Annotated in this window: 15 protein-coding genes, 1 tRNA gene, 1 pseudogene and 1 riboswitch; of the genes and pseudogenes, 5 read left to right on the forward strand and 12 right to left on the reverse strand. The window is 70.5% G+C overall.

The genetic code is table 11. The features are described from left to right. Positions 1–51: 51 nt before the first annotated feature. The 3 genes from ACWDEN_RS22560 to ACWDEN_RS22570 form a co-directional block, all read right to left on the reverse strand. Positions 52–912: a Bax inhibitor-1/YccA family protein gene (locus ACWDEN_RS22560; protein ID WP_351602962.1), complete on the reverse strand. Its 861-nt coding sequence runs from the start codon at positions 910–912 to the stop codon at positions 52–54. A 186-nt stretch (positions 913–1,098) separates the two neighbouring features. Then, complete coding sequence (locus ACWDEN_RS22565; protein WP_351602960.1) at positions 1,099–2,274, reverse strand: 4-hydroxybenzoate 3-monooxygenase; 1,176 nt, start codon at positions 2,272–2,274, stop codon at positions 1,099–1,101. A 157-nt stretch (positions 2,275–2,431) separates the two neighbouring features. Further along, positions 2,432–2,518, reverse strand: a tRNA-Leu gene (locus tag ACWDEN_RS22570). Positions 2,519–2,944: 426 nt separating this feature from the next. Between ACWDEN_RS22570 and ACWDEN_RS22575 the strand changes: the two genes are divergently transcribed. Continuing rightward, entirely contained in the window at positions 2,945–3,715 is a 771-nt protein-coding gene (locus ACWDEN_RS22575) for an ABC transporter ATP-binding protein (protein ID WP_351602939.1), read from the forward strand. Next, positions 3,715–6,243, forward strand: coding sequence for an ABC transporter permease (locus ACWDEN_RS22580; RefSeq protein ID WP_351602937.1), 2,529 nt, complete (start codon positions 3,715–3,717; stop codon positions 6,241–6,243). Before ACWDEN_RS22575 ends, ACWDEN_RS22580 begins: the two co-directional genes overlap by 1 nt. Before the next feature lie 57 nt (positions 6,244–6,300). Here ACWDEN_RS22580 and ACWDEN_RS22585 read toward each other — a convergent pair whose 3' ends face one another. Next, positions 6,301–7,593: a class I SAM-dependent methyltransferase gene (locus tag ACWDEN_RS22585; protein ID WP_450859999.1), complete on the reverse strand. Its 1,293-nt coding sequence runs from the start codon at positions 7,591–7,593 to the stop codon at positions 6,301–6,303. 253 nt (positions 7,594–7,846) lie between these two features. Between ACWDEN_RS22585 and ACWDEN_RS22590 the strand changes: the two genes are divergently transcribed. Further along, on the forward strand, positions 7,847–8,443 hold the full coding sequence (locus ACWDEN_RS22590; protein ID WP_351602935.1) for a hypothetical protein: 597 nt from the start codon (positions 7,847–7,849) through the stop codon (positions 8,441–8,443). Positions 8,444–8,549: 106 nt separating this feature from the next. Here the strand turns inward: ACWDEN_RS22590 and ACWDEN_RS22595 are convergent, their stop codons facing one another. Then, on the reverse strand, positions 8,550–9,929 hold the full coding sequence (locus tag ACWDEN_RS22595; protein WP_351602933.1) for an NAD(P)/FAD-dependent oxidoreductase: 1,380 nt from the start codon (positions 9,927–9,929) through the stop codon (positions 8,550–8,552). Between the two features lie 561 nt (positions 9,930–10,490). Here ACWDEN_RS22595 and ACWDEN_RS22600 point away from each other — a divergent pair. Next, positions 10,491–10,748 (forward strand): hypothetical protein, encoded by a 258-nt coding sequence (locus tag ACWDEN_RS22600; protein WP_450859967.1) that lies wholly within the window; start codon positions 10,491–10,493, stop codon positions 10,746–10,748. Between the two features lie 70 nt (positions 10,749–10,818). Here the strand turns inward: ACWDEN_RS22600 and ACWDEN_RS22605 are convergent, their stop codons facing one another. The 6 genes and pseudogenes from ACWDEN_RS22605 to ACWDEN_RS22630 all read right to left on the reverse strand — a co-directional run bounded on the left by ACWDEN_RS22605 (position 10,819) and on the right by ACWDEN_RS22630 (position 16,817). After that, a complete protein-coding gene (locus ACWDEN_RS22605) occupies positions 10,819–11,814 on the reverse strand; it encodes a Ppx/GppA phosphatase family protein (protein ID WP_351603090.1) in 996 nt (331 codons plus the stop codon). 204 nt (positions 11,815–12,018) lie between these two features. After that, a pseudogene (locus ACWDEN_RS22610) lies at positions 12,019–12,420 on the reverse strand (DUF501 domain-containing protein); the annotation flags it as partial. A gap of 27 nt (positions 12,421–12,447) precedes the next feature. Next, entirely contained in the window at positions 12,448–12,924 is a 477-nt protein-coding gene (locus ACWDEN_RS22615; RefSeq protein WP_351602929.1) for an FtsB family cell division protein, read from the reverse strand. A 114-nt stretch (positions 12,925–13,038) separates the two neighbouring features. Beyond that, positions 13,039–14,325, reverse strand: coding sequence for a phosphopyruvate hydratase (gene eno, locus ACWDEN_RS22620; RefSeq protein WP_351602927.1), 1,287 nt, complete (start codon positions 14,323–14,325; stop codon positions 13,039–13,041). Positions 14,326–14,673: 348 nt separating this feature from the next. After that, positions 14,674–15,366, reverse strand: a complete 693-nt coding sequence (locus ACWDEN_RS22625) for a transglycosylase family protein (protein WP_351602925.1) — start codon at positions 15,364–15,366, stop codon at positions 14,674–14,676. Positions 15,367–15,370: 4 nt separating this feature from the next. After that, positions 15,371–15,543, reverse strand: a riboswitch (cyclic di-AMP (ydaO/yuaA leader). Positions 15,544–15,725: 182 nt separating this feature from the next. After that, positions 15,726–16,817 carry a transglycosylase family protein gene (locus ACWDEN_RS22630; protein ID WP_351602923.1) on the reverse strand — a complete coding sequence of 364 codons (1,092 nt, stop codon included), beginning with the start codon at positions 16,815–16,817 and terminating at the stop codon, positions 15,726–15,728. Positions 16,818–17,117: 300 nt separating this feature from the next. On the opposite strand from ACWDEN_RS22630, the gene ACWDEN_RS22635 reads away from it, so the two are divergent. Beyond that, positions 17,118–17,801 (forward strand): DUF899 family protein, encoded by a 684-nt coding sequence (locus ACWDEN_RS22635; protein WP_450859968.1) that lies wholly within the window; start codon positions 17,118–17,120, stop codon positions 17,799–17,801. On the opposite strand, the gene ACWDEN_RS22640 is transcribed toward ACWDEN_RS22635, so the two are convergent. Then, entirely contained in the window at positions 17,795–19,105 is a 1,311-nt protein-coding gene (locus ACWDEN_RS22640; protein WP_450859969.1) for a cytochrome P450 family protein, read from the reverse strand. The two genes, ACWDEN_RS22635 and ACWDEN_RS22640, sit on opposite strands and share 7 nt — an antisense overlap. Between the last annotated feature and the right edge of the window lie 63 nt (positions 19,106–19,168).

The following is a 19,168-nucleotide window of genomic DNA, read 5'->3' on the forward strand; positions in this document are numbered from 1 at the left end:
CGAAGGGCCCCGGGTCGGAGCCCGGGGCCCTTCTCATGACCGGCGCGTGCGCTAGTCGTTGTTGGTGAAGATCGCCACCAGCCGCAGCATCTCCAGGTAGATCCACACCAGGGTCACGGTGAGACCGAACGCGGCGAGCCAGGACTCGTTGCGCGGGGCGCCGTAGGCGATGCCGTCCTCGATCTGCTTGAAGTCGAGGGTCAGGAAGAACGCGCCGATCACGATGGCGACGATGCTGACGAGCGCGCCGAGCGGGCCGAAGCTGCGCAGACCGCCGTTCTCGGCGACGCCGAACACGACCAGCAGCAGGTTGACCGCCATGACCACCAGGAAGGCCATGGCGATGGCCATGCCGATGCGGGCGTAGCGGGCGGTGACGCGGATCCAGCCGGCCTTGTAGACGAGCAGGGTCGCGGCCGAGACCGCCATGGTGCCGAGCACCGCCTGGAAAGGCGCGCCCTGCCAGCGGCTGTTGTACATCTCGCTGATGACGCCCAGGAAGACGCCCTCGAAGGCGGCGTACCCGAGGATCAGCGCGGGCGACGGGGTGCGCTTGAAGTTCTGGACCATCGCCAGGACGAACGCGACGATCGCCGAGCCGACGGCCAGGCCGTAGCTGGTCGCCGTGACCGGCAGCAGCGCCCAGGCGAGGACCGCGCCGACGACGACGGTGCCGAGCGTGAGGGCCGAGCGGACGACGACGTCGTCCATCGTCATCCGGCCGGTGGTGGCGGGGGCCTGCGGCGGGGCGCCGTACTGGAGGTCCGCCTGCGCGTACGGGTTCTGGGCGTAGGGGTTCTGCGCGTACGGGTTGCCCTGTGCGTACCCGGCCTGCGGTGCGGTGTTGAAGCCGGCGTAGCCGTTGTCGCGGCTGAACCCCCGTCGCGAGAAGACCGGGTTACTGCTCCTCATTTCACTCCTCCATGGCTGCCGTGCGCGGCCTTGGCTCAAGAGTAATGGATTGGCAAAGGACCGACCATGATACCTGAGGAGGATCTTTCCCCTGCCGTGCTGCCCAACACGCTACGCGTACCGGTGATTCCCGGCCAAGGATGATCGCGTTCCATGACGAACCTGCTACCTCGCCGAGACGTGCCGCTAACCCAGCGGGAACCCGGTGTACGCCTCGGCCAGGTCGGTCTCGGCCGCGCGGGAGGAGGCGATCCGCTCCAGCCGGGCCAGTTGGAGGCGGGCGTCGAAGGGCGTGGCGTCCGGGGCCGGATGGAGCATCGTCGTCATGTCGCAGGAGAACCGCTCGGCCTGCCAGACGCGGCGCAGACAGGTCGCGGAGTAGGCGTCGAGGAGGTCCGCCGAGCCGGTCTCCTTCTCGTGGGCGAGAGCGCGGGCGAGGGTGACGACGTCTCCGACGGCGAGGTTCAGCCCCTTGGCTCCGGTCGGCGGCACGATGTGGGCGGCGTCACCGGCGAGGAAGAGCCGGCCGTGGCGCATCGGCTCGTGCACGAAGGAGCGCATCGGCGTGACCGACTTGTGGGTGACGGGGCCGCGTTCCAGCCGCCAGTCGTCCTCGGTCTCGAAGCGGCGCTCCAGCTCCGACCAGATCTCGTCGTCGGTCCAGTCGTCCGCCTCCGCGCCTGCGGGGACCTGGAGGTAGAGGCGGGAGACGGACGGGGACCGCATGGACAGGAGGGCGAAGCCGCGGTCGTGGCGGGCGTAGACGAGTTCGTCGTGGGAGGGTGCGACGTCGGCGAGGATGCCGAGCCAGGCGTAGGGGTACGTCCGTTCGAACACGCGGGACAGGGCGGCCGGGAAGGCGCTGCGGGCCACGCCCCAGAAGCCGTCGCAGCCGACGGCGTAGTCGCACTCCAGCAGGTCCTCGCGGCCCTGGCGCCGGAACCGGATGCGCGGCCGGTCGCCGTCGGCGCCCTCCACCGCCAGCGCCTCGGCCCCGAACAGCAGCGGCCCGCCGTCCTTCAGCTGAAGGGCGATCAGGTCCTTGCAGACCTCCGTCTGGGCGTACACCATCACGGACCGGCCGCCGGTCAGGCCGGGGAAGTCGACGCGGTGGCGGCGCCGGCCGAAGCGCAGCTCGATGCCGTCGTGCCGCAGGCCCTCCCGGTCCATCCGCTCCCCGGCGCCGGCCGCGCGCAGCACGTCCACCGTGCCCTGCTCCAGGATTCCGGCGCGCTGCCGATGTTCGACGTAGGCGCGGTCGTGGCTCTCCAGGACGACCGAGTCGATACCGGCGCGGTGCAGCAGCCGCGCGAGCAGCAGTCCGGCCGGTCCGGCTCCGATGATCCCGACGGTGGTGCGCATCGGCTCTGCCCCTTCCGGTGGCGCCCTTGCCCCAGGCGGCGAAGTGTTCGCCTGGTGAAGTTTTCTTCACTGATGTCGGGCGTGAGTCTGCGCCGGGAGGCATGTGATGTCAATGGGATGCGCAGCGGCGACGTCCACGCCTGCGGCGGAGGCGCGGTGGTGCCCGGAGCCGGACTTGAACCGGCACGCCCGCGAAGGGGCAGCGAGGTTTAAGCTCGCCGTGTCTGCATTCCACCATCCGGGCAGGCCATGGGCTCCGCTTCGAGGTTCGAGCCTATCGGGACGCATCCCCCGAACAGCGGATGGGCGGACCGATGTTGTCTTATTTTATTGACGTCTGAGGGTGCATCAGCCCATGGAACGGGCCATCCGCACTTGCCAACAGCGTGACGTGACGGGGCTGCGGCCGTACGTGGAATGACGGAATTTCACCGTCCGAACGAGGGTGTTCCACCCGTTCTCGACACCGGCTGGACAGCGGTTCGAGGGCGATCCGGGTCGGCGACGCTCTCAGGGTCCGCCGTCCTCCCCAGGTATGACACGGCGCTCTCCCGTCCGACCCCAGGCGGCCCCCGGAACCGGAACAGCGACTGACTACACGCGCGCTCGGCGCCGGGACGATGGAACGGTCCCCATGGAACACACGTCGTCCCGACAGGAGCACCGTCCCGTGACCACCACACCCACCGCCGACCGGACCACCGCCGTGGCCGCACGCGCCACGGAGCTGTCGAAGATCTACGGGCAGGGTGAGACCCGGGTGGTCGCCCTGGACCAGGTCTCCGTCGACTTCCGGCAGGCCGAGTTCACCGCGATCATGGGCCCGTCCGGCTCCGGCAAGTCCACCCTGATGCACTGCGTGGCCGGCCTCGACACCTTCTCCTCCGGATCCGTGCGCATCGGTGACACCGAGCTGGGCTCCCTGAAGGACAAGCAGCTCACCAAGCTCCGCCGGGACAAGATCGGCTTCATCTTCCAGGCCTTCAACCTGCTGCCGACGCTGACCGCCCTGGAGAACATCACCCTTCCGATGGACATCGCGGGCCGCAAGCCGGACAAGGCCTGGCTGGACCAGGTGATCGCGATGGTCGGCCTGTCCGGGCGGCTCGGCCACCGGCCCTCCCAGCTCTCCGGCGGCCAGCAGCAACGCGTGGCCGTCGCCCGCGCCCTCGCCTCCAGGCCCGAGATCATCTTCGGTGACGAGCCGACCGGAAACCTCGACTCACGCTCCGGCGCCGAGGTCCTCGGCTTCCTGCGCAACTCCGTGCGCGAGCTGGGCCAGACCGTCGTCATGGTGACCCACGACCCGGTCGCCGCCGCCTACGCCGACCGCGTGGTCTTCCTCGCGGACGGCCGGATCGTCGACGAGATGTACGGCCCCACGGCCGACTCCGTCCTCGACCTCATGAAGCAGTTCGACGCGAAGGGCCGTACCAGCTGATGTTCCGCACCGCCCTGCGCAACGTCCTCGCGCACAAGGCCCGGCTGCTGATGACCGTGCTCGCCGTGATGCTCGGCGTGGCCTTCGTCACCGGGACGCTCGTCTTCACCAACACCATCTCCGACGCCTACCAGAAGAGCTCCGCCAAGGGCTTCGACCAGGTCGACGTCGCCGTACAGCCCAAGTACCAGGACTCCAAGGGCGATCAGGTCGGCAGACTGTCCGACCTGACCCAGGCCACGCTGGACAAGGCCGCGAAGGTCCCCGGCGCCGCCTCCGCGACCGGTGTCGTCAGCGGCTTCACCGCCGTCGCCGACAAGGACGGCAAGCTGGCCGGCGGCGACTGGCAGTCCAACGGCGGCAACTACTGGGGCACCAAGGACGCCCGGTACCCGCTGGTCGGCGGCCACGCCCCGCACGGCGCGGGCGAGGTGCTGCTCGACTCCAGGACCGCCAAGCGCGCCGGCTACCAGGTCGGCGACACCGTGCGCCTGTCGGTGAACGGCCCGGTCCTCACCCCGACCCTCGCCGGCATCTTCACCACCGACGACGGCAACGTCTCCGCCGGCGGCAGCCTCGCCCTGTTCGACACGCCGACCGCGCAGAAGCTGTTCGGCAAGAAGGGCACGTACGACGAGATCGACGTCAAGGCCGCGGCCGGCACCAGCCAGACCGCGCTGAAGGCCGAGCTGGACAAGGCCCTGCCGTCCCACCTGGTCGAGAACACCACCGGCAAGACGCTCGCCGACGGCCAGGCCAAGCAGATCGCCGACTCGATGAGCGGCCTGAAGCAGGCCCTGCTGGTGTTCGCCGGCATCGCGCTGTTCGTCGGCACGTTCATCATCGCCAACACCTTCACCATGCTGGTCGCCCAGCGCACCCGCGAACTGGCCCTGTTGCGCGCGGTCGGCGCCTCCCGCCGCCAGGTGACCCGCTCGGTGCTGATCGAGGCGTTCGCGGTCGGCGCGGTCGCCGGTGTGGCGGGGCTCGCCGCCGGCATCGGCATCGGCGCGGGCCTGCGCTCGCTGCTGGGCTCCTTCGGCGCGAGCGTGCCCGACGGGCCGCTGGTGATCAGCCCCGGCACCGTGGTGTCCGCCCTCGCGGTCGGCATCCTCATCACCATGCTGGCCGCCTGGCTGCCCGGCCGCCGGGCCGCGAAGATCCCGCCGGTGGCGGCGATGAGCAGCGTGCACGCCAAGGCCACCACCAAGTCGCTGGTGCTGCGCAACACGCTCGGCGCGCTGTTCGCGGCGGCCGGCGTCGCGGTGGTCCTCGCAGCCACGTCGATGGACACCGACTCCGCCCAGGGCCCGATGGGCATCGGCGCGGTCCTGCTCATCATCGGCGTGTTCATCCTGACCCCGCTGCTGTCCCGCCCGCTGATCGCGGCCGCCGCCCCGGTGCTGCGCGCCTTCGGTGTCTCGGGCAAGCTGGCCCGCCAGAACTCGGTCCGCAACCCGCGCCGTACGGCGGCCACCGCCTCGGCGCTGATGATCGGCCTGACCCTGATCACCGGCATGACGGTGATGGCGGGCAGCCTGCAGACCGCGATCGACAAGATGGCCTCCTCGGCGATCCGCGCGGACTACGTCGTCTCGATGGCCAACCGCTCCCCGCTCTCCCCGGACGTGGCGACCAGGCTCGCCGCCGCCGACGGCGTCACCGCCAGCAGCCCGCTGCGCAACGCCGAGTCCCGCATCGACGGCAGGACCGAGTTCCTGACCGGTGTCAACGGCTCGGCCATCGGGAAGCTGACCGATCTGAAGGTGGACGAGGGCACGTTCACGGTGGGCGGCTCGCAGATCGTCGTGGACAAGGACCGGGCCAAGGAGCACGGCTGGACGCCCGGTTCGCACGTCACGGCGCACTTCGAGGACGGCACGGCACGGCAGCTGACCGTCGCCGGTGTCTACGAGGGCAACGACATGATCAACGGCATCATGCTCGACAACAAGGTCCTCACCCCGCACCTGAAGCACCCGGCCGACATGCAGGTCATGGTCAAGACGGCGGACGGCGCCTCCGACGCCACGAAGACCCGGCTGACGAAGGTCCTCGGCACCAACCCGGCGATCAAGATCCAGGACAAGCAGGACATCTCCAACAGCATCGCGCAGATCTTCACGACGATGCTGAACATGCTCTACGGCCTGCTCGGCATGGCGGTGATCGTCGCGGTCCTCGGGGTCATCAACACCCTGGCCATGTCCGTCTTCGAGCGCGCCCAGGAGATCGGCATGCTCCGCGCGATCGGCCTGGACCGCAAGGCGGTCAAGCGGATGGTCCGCCTGGAGTCCCTGGTGATCTCCCTGTTCGGCGGGGTGCTCGGCATCGGACTGGGTGTGTTCTTCGGCTGGGCGGCCGGTGAGCTGCTGGGCACGAAGATGCCGACGTACCAACTGGTCCTGCCCTGGGGCCGGATGGCGGTCTTCCTGCTGCTGGCGGGCATGGTCGGCGTCCTGGCCGCGCTGTGGCCGGCCCGGCGCGCGGCCCGGCTGAACATGCTGGCGGCGATCAAGTCCGAGTAGCCGTACGACGACCGGAGGGGCCTCGCAGCCGCGGGGCCCCTCGTGTCGTACCGGCTGTCAGGTGTTCCAGGTGCGGGTGCGCAGCGGCAGGCCGGACGCGCCCGGCTCCGGGGTGCGGACGGCCAGGACCTGGTTGACGCCGATCCGGTTGCGTTCGAAGGCGAGCGCGGAGGCGGCCATGTACAGCCGCCAGACGCGGGCCCGGCCGGGGCTGGTGAGGCGGACCGCGCGGCCCCACTCCCCCTCCAGGTTGGCGACCCACCGGCGCAGGGTGCGGGCGTAGTGCTCGCGGAGGGACTCCACGTCCCGCACCTCGAACCCGGCCCGCTCCAGCAGGGTGACGGTGGTGCCGATGGGGGCGAGTTCGCCGTCCGGGAAGACGTAGGCGTCGATGAACTCGTCCACGGAGTACGCCGTTTCGTCGCGCTGCGGGCGGCGGGCGATCTGGTGGTTGAGCAGCCGCCCGCCGGGCTTGAGCAGGCCGTGCAGCCGGCGGGCGTACTCCAGGTAGCGTTCGGCGCCGACGTGCTCCGCCATGCCGATGGAGGAGATGGCGTCGAAGGGGGCGTCCGTCACGTCCCGGTAGTCCTGGACCCTGATCTCCACCCGGTCGGTCAGCCCCTCGTCGGCGACGCGCTTACGGGCGTACGCCGCCTGCTCCTGCGACAGGGTGACCCCGACGACGCTCACGCCGTGCTCGCGGGCCGCGTGGACGGCCATCGAGCCCCAGCCGCAGCCGACGTCCAGCAGCCGCTGACCCGGTGCCAGGCCGAGCTTGGCGCAGACGAGTTCGAGCTTGTCGCGCTGGGCGGTCTCCAGGGTTCCGCCCTCCTCCCAGTAGGCGCAGGAGTACACCATGGAGGGGCCGAGGACGATCTCGTAGAAGTCGTTGCCGACGTCGTAGTGGTGGCTGATGGCCTGCCTGTCGGTGCGCCGGGTGTGCAGATGCCGGCGCGGCCTGCGGACCTCCTCGCGCGGCGGGGCGGGCGGGAGAGGCGGCCCGGCCAGCTTCAGCAGCTCGCGGACGGCGGACCGGACGGCGGGGTCGCGCAGGGCCTGCAGGAGGCCGGGGGCCTCCTCGCCGCGCTCCCACACCAGCCCTGCCAGGGCCTCGAGCGCGGCGTACAGGTCGCCCTCGATGTCCAGGTCGCCGGCGACCCAGCCGCGGACGAGGCCCAGCTCGCCCGGTTTGAACAGCATGCGGCGCAGGGCCCGGCGGTTGCGCACGACGAGCGCCGGCGCACCCGGCGGCCCGGCCTGCGACCCGTCCCAGGCACGGATCCTTAGCGGGAGCGGGGTTCCCAGCAGTTGCTCGGCAAGACTCCTCAGCCGCGGCGCGGCGTCGACCATGGCGCACACCTCCAAGACGAGATCCCGGATGCCGGTAACCACGTAAACACCGTTGGCCGTTCGGCGCAGTCCCGCAAAGGAGTTACAAGTCGGCAAAACGGCTGCATATGCCATGCAGATGGGGCGGGGAGTGTGCGGGAGGCACCGCCCGTCGGTCAAGTCACGACTTGCAGGGGCATGACGCGCCTCGGGGCCCGGGCCGTAATGGATGACGTACCCGGCTTCCCCTTCTCCCCAACGGATGTGCATGGCCATGGTTCGTCTTTCCACGTTGCACCGCCTCGCCCTGCTCGCTGCCTCGACCACGGTGATCACCGGAGGTGTGCTGTCGCAGGGCAGCGCGTTCGCCGCCACGCAGTGGCAGAAGATCACCGACGCCCCGAGCGGGATCACCGTCCGGCTCCCCGGAAGACCGGCGGTGCAGAAGTACAGCGATCACGGGGTCAACAGCCGTGACTATGTGGTGCCGACCGGATACGGAGCCCTGGGCTTCTCGGTCTTCGACGGGCCCGGCAAGGCCCCGGACAAGCCGTGGGACCTGAAGACAGGTCTCAAGGCCGCGGTGGACGGCTACAACAGCTCCGATGCCGAGGCCAGGCTGCACAGCACCGGCGTCCATGACGGCACCGAGGACGGCGACCACTATCTGGAGGCGGGACTCGTCGGCGCCGACGGCAAGGTGGGGCACATCCGCATGGTCGACCACGGCAGGCAGGCGCTCATGATCATGACGATCGGCACCGGCGACCGGCGGGACGCCGTGGACCGCGACTACCGGCAGGTGCTCGACAGCATCAAGACCCGCGACCACGGCCCCCGGCAGGCCGGGGAACCCGCCGTGGCCACCTGACCGGAGTGCGTCACCGGCCCGGCGGGGCCGGGGTCCGCACACGCCGAAGGGGCCGCCCGCACCACGGATGGCAGGCGGCCCCTTCGGCGTGTTCAGCCGACCGAGGTCAGGAGGCCTTGGCCTTCTCCTCGGTCTTGGCGGCGGCGACCGGCGCGGGCTTCGCGGCCTCGTAGAACTCCTCGCGCGGGTTCTCCATGGCGCCCAGGGAGACGACCTCGCGCTTGAGGAACATGCCGAGCGTCCAGTCGGCGAAGACCCGGATCTTGCGGTTCCAGGTCGGCATCGCCATGCCGTGGTAGCCACGGTGCATGTACCAGGCGAGGCGGCCCTTGAGCTTGATCTTCATCTTGCCCATGACGATCATCGCCACGCCCTTGTGCAGGCCGAGACCGGCGACCGCACCCTTGTTGGCGTGCTCGTACTCCTTCTGCGGGAAGCCCCGCATGCCGGAGACCACGTTGTCGCCGAGGACCCGGGCCTGGCGCAGCGCGTGCTGGGCGTTCGGCGGGCACCAGGCGTTCTCGTTGCCCGCCTTGCGGCCGACGAGGTCCGGGACCTGTGCGTTGTCACCGGCGGCCCAGATGTAGTCCGTGCCCTTGACCTGGAGGGTGGGCTCGCAGTCCACGTGGCCGCGCGGGCCGAGCGGCAGACCGAAGCGGGCCAGGGCCGGGTTCGGCTTGACGCCGGCGGTCCACACGATCGTGTTGGAGTCGACCTCGAGCCCGTTCTTCAGCACGACGTGGCCGTCGACGCAGGAGTCCATGGAGGTGGAGAGGTAGATCTCCACGCCGCGGCCCTCGAGGTGCTCCTTGCCGTACTGGCCGAGCTTGGGGCCGACCTCGGGGAGGATCTTGTCGGCGGCGTCGACGAGGATGAAGCGCATGTCCTCACGGGACACGTTCTTGTAGTACTTGGCCGCGTCCCGGGCCATGTCCTCGACCTCGCCGATGGTCTCCGCACCCGCGAAGCCACCACCGATGAAGACGAAGGTGAGCGCCTTGCGGCGGATCTCCTCGTCGGTCGTGGAGTCGGCCTTGTCCAGCTGCTCCAGCACGTGGTTGCGCAGGCCGATGGACTCCTCGATGCCCTTCATGCCGATGCCCTGCTCGGCGAGGCCGGGGATCGGGAAGGTGCGGGAGACCGCGCCCATCGCGATGACGAGGTAGTCGAAGGGCAGCTCGTACGCCTCGCCGACCAGCGGGGCGATCGTGGCGACCTTGCGGTCCTGGTCGATGGTGGTGACCCGACCGGTGAGGACCTCCGCCTTCGGCAGCACGCGCCGCAGCGGGACGACGACGTGGCGAGGGGAGATGTTGCCGGCGGCGGCTTCGGGGAGGAAGGGCTGGTAGGTCATGTACGACCGGGGGTCGACGACCGTGACGGTCGCCTCGCCGTAGCGCATCTTCTTGAGAATGCGCCGAGCTGCGTACAGGCCTACGTACCCACCGCCTACTACGAGGATCCTGGGACGCTCCGTGGTGCTCATGCCATCGAGTATCCACCCGCACCTGGAGGGTCGCTCGTGCGCCCCTTCACAAGGTCCGACAGGCCCTGTGCTACACTGCGCGACCCGCGTGACGCAGATCATGACCCGCGAGGGGAACCGCAGCACCCTTTGAGCCGTTGTCAAGGCCGCGTGAGCTGCCTCTCTCGGCGACGGGCGGGAGCGTGAGCCATCCGGAACACCCCCGTCGACACGCGATCCGAAGGCGCCGTACACCCTCGATCTGAACACGTTCAAGGGCCTCTTGGCCCCCTGAAAGGGCCAACGGACCGCCTTGTGTGCCACGACCTGGCCGAAATCCTTGTGAAGAACTTCACGAAGGTTTCCGACGCGGCGTCATCACGAGGCCCCGACGACGTCCGACGGGCCGTCCGGCGGCCGCTCAAACGTTATCCGACCTGCTCAGCAGTTGGCTACCCATCAGTAACAAAAGAGAGCCGGGCAACAGGGCTTCACCCGGCCGGACCGTTGGGGCGGACCCCTGTTCACCCGGTCGGCCACGCACCGCGCGATATCGGGCAGAGTGGCCCATAGCGTGCCTGCATGAGCACTTCACCGAAGGCCTCCAAGAAGGCCATTTCGCGCATACGCACGGTCAGCGCGGTGCTGGGCATCGCTCTCGCGGCGGGGACGGCGACGGCCGCGTCCGCGGTGGCGGCGACGCCCGCCTCTCACCTCACCGCCAAGGTGGCCGCCCCCGCGGGCGGCCATGACCAGCACCATGGCTCTGGCGGGCACCACGGTTCCGACGATGACGACGAGGGAGGGTGCCAGGGCCTGCTCGTCCTGCTCTGCAACTGAAACGGCCGGCCCGCCCGGGCCGGGGTGACGGCCCCGGCTCCTGCTCATGAGGAACCGGGGCCGTCCCACGTCATCGCAGGCGGGCGGCTTCCTCGCCCGACGCCGCCGCCTCGGCCGCGCTGAAGGCGATGCCGTCGAGGATGTCGTGCTCGCTCACCACGACCTCCTCGGCACCGATCCGCTCCATGACCGAGAGCAGCACGAGGGCGCCCGCGCCGATGACGTCGACCCTGCCCGGGTGCATGGACGGGATCGCGGCGCGCTCGGCGTGCGTGGAGCGCAGCAGCCACTCGGTGATCTCGCGGACCCGGTCGCGGGAGACGCGGGAGTGGTGGATGCGCGCGGAGTCGTACTCGGGCAGCTCCTGCGCGATGGCCGAGACGGTGGTGACGGACCCGGCGAGGCCGACCAGGGTGTGCGCCTCGCGCAGCGGGACCGTCTCCTCGGCGAGGTCCAGGGCCGCCTCGATGTCGGCCCTCATGGCGGCGACCTGCTCCTCGGTGGGCGGGTCGGAGACCTTGCCGCCCCGCACCAGGTGACGTTCCGTCATCCGTACGCAGCCGACGTCCACGGACCGCGCCGCCCGCACGTGGTCGTCGCCGACGACGAACTCGGTGGAGCCGCCGCCGATGTCCACCACCAGGTACGGCCTGGTGAGGTCCTCACGCCCCTTCAGTTCCTCGGTGGCGCCGGTGAAGGAGAACCCGGCCTCCTGGTCGCCGCTGATCACCTCCGGCTCGACGCCCAGGATGTCCAGCACCCCGCGCACGAAGTCGTCCCGGTTCTCGGCGTCGCGGGAGGCGGAGGTGGCGACGAACCGCACCCGGGCGGCGCCGAGTTCGCGGATCACCCCGGCGTACTCGCGGCAGGCGGCGAAGGTCCGCTCCAGCGCCTCGGGCGCCAGGCGGCCGGTGCGGTCCACGTCCTGGCCGAGCCGCACGATCGTCATACGCCGGTCCAGTTCCAGCAGCTCGCCGGTGACCGGGTCGACGTCGGCGACGAGCAGCCGGATGGAGTTCGTGCCGCAGTCGACGGCGGCGACCCTGAAGAAGCCCTCCGGAACCATCGGCCGGTCCGCGAAGAAGCCGCTGCGGACCTCGGCGGGGTCGAGGACGGCGCCCTCCTCACCGGGGTGCTCGTCCGCCGGGTCGGGCGCCTGGAGCGGCTGCACGCACGGCCCCTTGCGCCACCACTCCGGCAGCATCGCGATCGCCTCGTCGCCGAGCGGGTTGACCCCCGGCCCGGCGGCCAGCGAGTGCGCGACCAGCACGTGCAGGCACTTCACGCGGTCCGGCATGCCACCTGCGCTGGGGAAGCCCTGAAGGACCTCGATCTCGTCCCGGCGCCGGATGTAGTCCTCGTGCGCCGCCCGGTAGGCGTCGGCCAGTTCCGGGTCCGTCTGCAGCCGCTCCGTCATCTCCTTCATGACGCCGTCCGCCTCCAGCGTGCCGATCGCCGAGGCGGCACGCGGGCACGTCAGGTAGTACGTCGTCGGGAAGGGCGTGCCGTCGGGCAGCCGGGGGGCGGTCTCCACGACGTCCGGCTGACCGCACGGGCAGCGGTGCGCGATGGCCCGCAGGCCCCGCGGCGGGCGGCCCAGCTGCTGCTTGAAGGCCTCGACGTCCGCGTCGGTGGGCTCGGTGCGCGGCGTGGCGGGCGGGGGCGTTTCCATGACTGCTTCAGGTCGGCTTTCTATCGATTACTGGTCGGAGGCGTCGGACTTGTCGACGCCGTCCCAGACGTTCGCGTACCAGGGCCGGCGGGCGGCCCTGAGGTCGGTACGGGACTGCTTGGCCGCGCCGGGGTCGACGACGATGTACCCGGTCTCCCCGGGCATCACATAGTGCAGCCGGCGCCGGATCTGCTGCTCGGCGTAGGAGTCGTCCTGCCAGCGGGCCTTGAGGTCGCGCAGCTGCTCGACCCGCTTGCGGGCCTGCTCCTGCTGCCGCTGGAGGTCGGAGATCTGCGCGCGCTGGGAGACGTACTGCCGCATCGGGTAGGCGAGGGCGACGATCAGCGAGCACAGCACCAGGGCGAGCAGCGCCGCGCGGCCGGTGAGCCGGGAGCGGCGGGCCTGGCGCCTGGTCTGGGAGCGGTAGACCCGGGCCGCCGTCTGCTCGCCGAGCAGCCGCAGCCTGGTCGCGGTGGAGAAACGGTCCCGGTCCCTCACGGCCATCGGTCCTCCGCTCCCCTTGTGTCCGGGTCACACACGTGCGTACGTCCCCGGACACGGTACGGGACCGGGTACGGGGACGTACGTATGACTGGCTGAGACTTAGCCCGGGTCGGCTCAGCCCTTGAAGCGCGGGAACGCGCTGCGGCCGGCGTACACCGCGGCGTCGTCGAGGATCTCCTCGATGCGCAGCAGCTGGTTGTACTTGGCGACGCGCTCGGAGCGGGCCGGGGCGCCGGTCTTGATCTGGCCGCAGTTGGTGGCGACGGCGAGGTCGGCGATGGTGACGTCCTCGGTCTCGCCGGAGCGGTGGGACATCATGCACTTGTAGCCGTTGCGCTGGGCCAGCTCCACGGCGTCCAGGGTCTCGGTGAGCGAGCCGATCTGGTTCACCTTCACGAGCAGGGCGTTGGCGGTGCCCTCCTCGATGCCGCGGGCGAGGCGCTCGGGGTTGGTGACGAACAGGTCGTCGCCGACCAGCTGGACCTTGTCGCCGAGACGGTCGGTGATGACCTTCCAGCCGGCCCAGTCGTCCTCGAACAGCGGGTCCTCGATGGAGACGAGCGGGTAGGCCGCGACGAGCTCCTCGTAGTACTCCGTCATCTCGGCGGCGGAGCGGTCCTTGCCCTCGAAGAGGTACTTGCCGTCCTTGTAGAACTCGGAGGCGGCCACGTCGAGCGCCAGGGCGATCTGCTGGCCGGGGGCGTAACCGGCCTCCTTGATGGCCTCGATGATGAGGTCGAGGGCCTCGCGGTTGGAGCCGAGGTTCGGGGCGAAGCCGCCCTCGTCGCCGAGGCCGGTGGACAGGCCCTTGCTCTTCAGGACCTTCTTCAGCGTGTGGTAGACCTCGGTGCCCCAGCGCAGGGCCTCGGAGAAGGACTCCGCGCCGACGGGGGCGATCATGAACTCCTGGATGTCCACGTTGGAGTCCGCGTGCGAGCCGCCGTTGAGGATGTTCATCATCGGCACCGGCAGCAGGTGCGCGTTGGGGCCGCCCAGGTAGCGGAAGAGGGGGAGGTCGGACGCCTCGGAGGCGGCGTGCGCGACGGCGAGGGAGACGCCGAGGATGGCGTTGGCGCCGAGGGAGCCCTTGTTGTCGGTGGCGTCCAGGTCGAACATGGCCTGGTCGATCAGGCGCTGCTCGGTGGCGTCGTAGCCGACCAGCTCCGGGCCGATCTGCTCGATGACGGCGAGGACGGCCTTCTCGACGCCCTTGCCCTGGTAGCGGTTGGGGTCGCCGTCGCGGAGCTCGATGGCCTCGAAGGCGCCGGTGGAGGCGCCGGACGGGACGGCGGCACGACCCGTGCTGCCGTCGTCGAGGCCGACCTCGACCTCGACCGTGGGGTTGCCTCGGGAGTCCAGGATTTCCCGGGCTACGACGACGTCGATGGACGGCACGAGCATCTCCTTCGTGGATGTGACGCTGGTAGTGCGGGGCTGTGTGCCTTACGGCTGTGCCTTGCGCCTAGAGCCTAACCGCCCCCGGGCCGTCGGCCACCGACCGACCGTCCCGTGGACGGGAGGGACACGCAGACGGTACCCATTGTTCACCCACGGAACAAAGGGGCCTGCCGGTGAGGCCCGGCTGAAGAGTGGGGAAACAGCACGCGGAAACAGAAGACCCCGCCCCGGCGCGTACGGGGGAACACGCGCCGGGGCGGGGAGTCCGTGGGGACGGGGGTGGCCCTCACGAGGCCTTCAGTGTGCGGGCCGGGGATGTGAGGGCACTGTGGGTCCGCTCGGAGCCAGATGTCACTTCAGGTGCAGCTGCTGGCCCGGGTAGATGAGGTTCGCGTCCTCGACGATGTCCTTGTTCAGCTCGAACAGCTTCTGCCAGCCGCCCTTGACGCCGTGCTTCTCGGCGATGGAGCTGAGGCTGTCGCCCTTGACGACCTTGTACTCGCCGTCGCCCTTCTTGACCTTCTTGCCGGTCGGGGTGCTGACGGTCTTGCTCGCCGACGGGGCCGTGCGCGTGGTGGAGCGGGTGGCGGCCTGCTGGTCGGTGGAGCGGGTGGTGGTGCTCTTGGCGGGGGCGCTCTTGGTGGTCGCCGCCGGGGCCGAGCCGTTGTACGCGGCGCTCGACAGGCCCGTGCCGCAGACCGGCCAGGCGCCCTTGCCCTGGCCCGCGAGCACCTTCTCGGCGACGGCTATCTGCTGCGCCTTGGTGGCGAGGTCGGCGCGCGAGGCGTAGGCGGTGCCGCCGTACGCGGCCCAGGTGGAGTTGGTGAACTGCAGCCCGCCGTAGAAGCCGTTACCGGTGTTGATGGACCAGTTGCCGCCCGACTCGCACTGGGCGACCGCGTCCCACTCGGAGGCGGTGGCGGCGGAGGCGTTGCCGGCCGCCATCAGCGGGGCGGCGACGGCGGCGCCGGTGACACCGGCGAGCGTGATGGCGCGGACGGCCTTGGACGGGCGACGGTGCTTGCCCTTGCCGGAAAACAGCATGGATCGATCCCCTCACCGACGCCTGCGAGGTGAGCTGTCGGGTTCGGGCCGGTTGAGTTGCCCGGCCGCGCACTCGTTTTTCCGAGGCGCGGCTTCACCCCAAGCCGGTCCAGCGTCAACCGCTGGGCCCGGCGCTTACCTTGGGTCCCCCGCTCCTGCCTACGGCGCTTGACGCGACGACTGTTCCCGGGCAACCGCTGGCAGGATTCGGCGTTGCGGCTGCCGGGGCTCGTGGTGACGAGCGGTCCTGACCGTAGACATGCGATCGGCGGAATTTCAAAGACGATCAGGGCTTCTGAGACTCATCCCACACTTTCGCCAAACCGGACATCAGTGGCGAAGTGGGGCGTCAACTGCCGCTAGCCGTCGCCCTTTTCGGCAGGGACTTCCAGGGTCTGACCGGCGGCGATGTGGTTCGGGTCGGCGCCGATCACCTTCTCGTTGCCGACATAGAGGGCATGCCACCCGCCGTCGACGCCAAGGGAGTCGGCGATGGAGGCGAGCGAGTCGCCCTCGCGGACCGTGTAGGTGCCCGGTTCACGGCCGGCGTGACGGCCGGAAGGTGCGGCGTTCTGACCGTTTGTCACGTTTTCGTCCGCGCTCTCGCCGCGGTGACGTCCACCACTGCTGAGCGCGCCGGTGTCGACCAGGCTCCAAGAACCGCCACTCTGCTGGTAATTGTCCGAGTTGTCGGTACCCGGCGCCGCCACGGGAGAGCTGTCGCCTCCCTGCGGGCTTCCGCTGTCGCGTGAGCCCGGCTTGTCGGTCTTGTCGGACTTGGGGGTGCTGGTTCCGGCGGAGCCGTCGGCCGCGCCGGGAGTGCCGGTGGTGTCCTTGCTCGGACTCGGGCTCGGGGTCGGCGTAGCGCTCGAGTCCGAGGAGGAGCCGGAGGAGTCCGAACCGGAGGAGGAGCCGGAGTCCGAACCCGAGCCCGAATCGGAGCCCGAACCGGAGCCAGGCGAGGACGAATCCGGCAGACCGGACGAGTCGGAGCCCTGGGCCGAGCCGGACGCGCCGTGCGACCCGTCACCACCACCGGAGCCGCCGACGCCGGTGTCGACGTCGACCGAGGCGGAGTCGGAGGTCAGCCCGGAGAGCAGGGCACAGGTGGCCCACGGCTTGGTGCCCTGGTCGGCGAGGATCTTCTCGGCGACGGCTATCTGCTGGGAGCGGCTGGCCTGGTCGGCGGTCTCGGCGTACTGCGTGCCGCCGTACTTGGCCCAGTCGCCGAGCGAGATCTGCAGACCGCCGTAGTAGCCGTTCCCGGTGTCCGCACTCCAGGAACCGCCGCTCTCGCACTCGGCGACCTTGTCCCACGTGGTGCCGTCGGCCGCGTTGGCACTGGCGGCGCCGAGCAGAGGGATGGCGATGGCGGAGCCGGTCACGCCGGCCGCGACGAGGAGAGCCGGAGCCTGACGGGGGCGACGGTGACGACCGTTCCCGGAGAGCATGCGGAAGCCTTTCGTGCGACAGCAGGACCGGCGCGGCGACCGAAGCGGGGCCGCCACACTGATGGGTGAACGTATCGGCAGACGATCACTTGTCACAAGTTCATGCCGCGCAGATCACGTGAAGATCACGAAGTTGAAGGTTTGTCATTTCCGCCTGCGCGGCGGCCGTTCGTCCCCTCTTGCGCCCTTTGTCACCCGTCGGGAACGGCGGCGCCTCACGCCTGGCGCGCGATCGGGCCGGAACCATGGGCTCGCCCCGACCCGGGGGCTTCCCATCCAGTTCCCCTCCAGGAGGACACGATGCTGCGGCACACCCGGTTGCCCGGAGAGCCGGCGGACTACCTCGCCGCCCGCGAGGAGCTCCGCCGCGCCGAGATCGAACTCATGCGCCACCGCGAGAGGGTCGCGGCCCTGCGCAGGGCGCTGCCACAGGGCGCCGAGGTCGACGACTACGTCTTTCTCGAAGGCCCCGCCGACCTCGGCGCCGACGACACACCCGTCCGCGAGGTGCGGCTGAGCGAACTGTTCACCGCCCCGGACCGCCCGTTGATCGTCTACCACTTCATGTACGGCAAACGGCAGACCCACCCGTGTCCGATGTGCACCCTGTGGATCGACGGCTTCAACGGCGTCGCCCACCACGTCGCCCGGAACGCCGACCTCGTGGTCGCCGCGGCCGCCGACCTGCCCGCACTGCGGCAGCACGCCCGGAGCCGCGGCTGGTCCCGGCTGCGCCTGCTGAGCGCCGGGGACAGCACCTTCAAGTACGACCTCGGCAGCGAGGACGAGAACGGCGTGCAGGACTCGACCGTCTCCGTCTTCACCCGGGACGCGGACGGCACGGTCCGCCACTTCTACTCCGCCCATCCCCGCATGGCCGAGGACATCGACCAGCGCGGCATCGACCTCCTCAACCCGGTCTGGCACCTCCTCGACCTGACGCCGGGCGGCCGTGGCGACTGGTTCGCGGGACTGGACTACTGATAGCCGGTGCCTGGCAGGACCGGCGTGAACTCGACGGGCAGGGTGCGCAGGCCCCGCATGATGAGCCCGCCACGCCATCTCAGGTCGGCCGGATCGACGGCGAGCCGCAGGTCGGGCAGGCGGGTGAGCAGGGTGGCGAGCGCGGTCTGGCCCTCCAGCCGGGCGAGCGGCGCGCCGAGGCAGTAGTGGATGCCGTGGCCGTATCCGAGGTGCTGGTTGTCGCGGCGGGCGAGGTCCAGCACGTCCGGGCCGGCGAACCGCTGCGGGTCCCGGTCCGCCGCCGCGAGCACCACGAGCACCGGGTCCCCCGGCGCGATGTCCTGTCCGCCGATGGTGAGCGGCTCGGTGGCGAACCGCCAGGTGGCCAGCTCCACCGGACCGTCGTAGCGCAGGAGTTCCTCCACTCCGGTCTCCAGGAGGTCCCGTTCCCCCCTGGCCAGGGAGTCCTGGAGGCGCTCGCGCTGCCCCGGGTGCGTGAGCAGGGCGTAGGTGCCGTTGCCGATGAGGTTGACGGTGGTCTCGAAACCGGCGAACAGCAGGATGAAGGCCATGGCGGCGGCCTCGTTCTCGGTGAGGTGCTCGCCGTGATCGGAGGCGCGGATGAGGCCGGAGATCAGGTCCTCGCCGGGCGCGGGCTCGGCGGGCAGCGCCTCGCGCTTCTTGTGGATCAGCTCGGCGAGGTAGCCGCGCATCTTCTTCACCGACCGTGCGACCCCGCCCCGCGGCCCTCCGCCGTGCCGGATCATCATCCCGGCCCAGTCCCGGAAGTCGTCCTGGTCCTCGCGCGGGACGCCGAGCAGGTCGCAGATGGCGTAGATGGGCAGCGGGAAGGCGAACTCGTGGATGAGGTCGGCGGAGCCCTTCGCCGCGAACCGGTCGATGAGGTGGTCGGTCAGCTCCTGCACCCGGGGCGCGAACTCGGCGACCCGGCGCGGGGTGAACGCCTTGCTGACCAGCCGGCGCAGCCGGGTGTGGTCCGGCGGGTCGATGTTCAGCAGATGGGTCATCAGCTCGGCCTTGCGCTCGCCGGGAATGCCGGTCTTGCCCTTGGCGTGCGCGGGCTCGTCGTGATGCGCCGGGTTCTTGCTCAGCCGCTGGTCGGCGAGGGCCTGCTTGGCATCGGCGTACCGGGTGACCAGCCAGGCCTCCACACCGCTGGGCAGCCGCGTCCGGTGCACCGGCGCATGCTCGCGCAGCCAGGCGTAGGCGGGGTAGGGGTCGGTGGCGAACTCCCAGGTGAACAGGGCGGGAGCGGAGTCCGCGGCCGCGTCGGCAGCGGTCTGGCGGTGAGGCTGGTCGGTCACTCCTCGACGGTATCCGGATCCCGGTGAACCTCCGCGGCCCGGTGGCCGACGGGGGTGTGGGTA

The sequence above is a fragment of the Streptomyces sp. NPDC001153 genome (assembly GCF_053598315.1).

Excerpts from the sequence above, each read along its gene's own strand:
- ACWDEN_RS22560 (WP_351602962.1), bottom strand. The coding sequence starts at position 912 with ATGAGGAGCAGTAACCCGGTCTTCTCGCGACGGGGGTTCAGCCGCGAC.
- ACWDEN_RS22565 (WP_351602960.1), bottom strand. The coding sequence starts at position 2,274 with ATGCGCACCACCGTCGGGATCATCGGAGCCGGACCGGCCGGACTGCTG.
- ACWDEN_RS22580 (WP_351602937.1), top strand. The coding sequence starts at position 3,715 with ATGTTCCGCACCGCCCTGCGCAACGTCCTCGCGCACAAGGCCCGGCTG.
- ACWDEN_RS22585 (WP_450859999.1), bottom strand. The coding sequence starts at position 7,593 with ATGGTCGACGCCGCGCCGCGGCTGAGGAGTCTTGCCGAGCAACTGCTG.
- ACWDEN_RS22590 (WP_351602935.1), top strand. The coding sequence starts at position 7,847 with ATGGTTCGTCTTTCCACGTTGCACCGCCTCGCCCTGCTCGCTGCCTCG.
- ACWDEN_RS22595 (WP_351602933.1), bottom strand. The coding sequence starts at position 9,929 with ATGAGCACCACGGAGCGTCCCAGGATCCTCGTAGTAGGCGGTGGGTAC.
- ACWDEN_RS22600 (WP_450859967.1), top strand. The coding sequence starts at position 10,491 with ATGAGCACTTCACCGAAGGCCTCCAAGAAGGCCATTTCGCGCATACGC.
- ACWDEN_RS22605 (WP_351603090.1), bottom strand. The coding sequence starts at position 11,814 with ATGGTTCCGGAGGGCTTCTTCAGGGTCGCCGCCGTCGACTGCGGCACG.
- ACWDEN_RS22615 (WP_351602929.1), bottom strand. The coding sequence starts at position 12,924 with ATGGCCGTGAGGGACCGGGACCGTTTCTCCACCGCGACCAGGCTGCGG.
- eno (WP_351602927.1), bottom strand. The coding sequence starts at position 14,325 with ATGCTCGTGCCGTCCATCGACGTCGTCGTAGCCCGGGAAATCCTGGAC.
- ACWDEN_RS22625 (WP_351602925.1), bottom strand. The coding sequence starts at position 15,366 with ATGCTGTTTTCCGGCAAGGGCAAGCACCGTCGCCCGTCCAAGGCCGTC.
- ACWDEN_RS22630 (WP_351602923.1), bottom strand. The coding sequence starts at position 16,817 with ATGCTCTCCGGGAACGGTCGTCACCGTCGCCCCCGTCAGGCTCCGGCT.
- ACWDEN_RS22635 (WP_450859968.1), top strand. The coding sequence starts at position 17,118 with ATGCTGCGGCACACCCGGTTGCCCGGAGAGCCGGCGGACTACCTCGCC.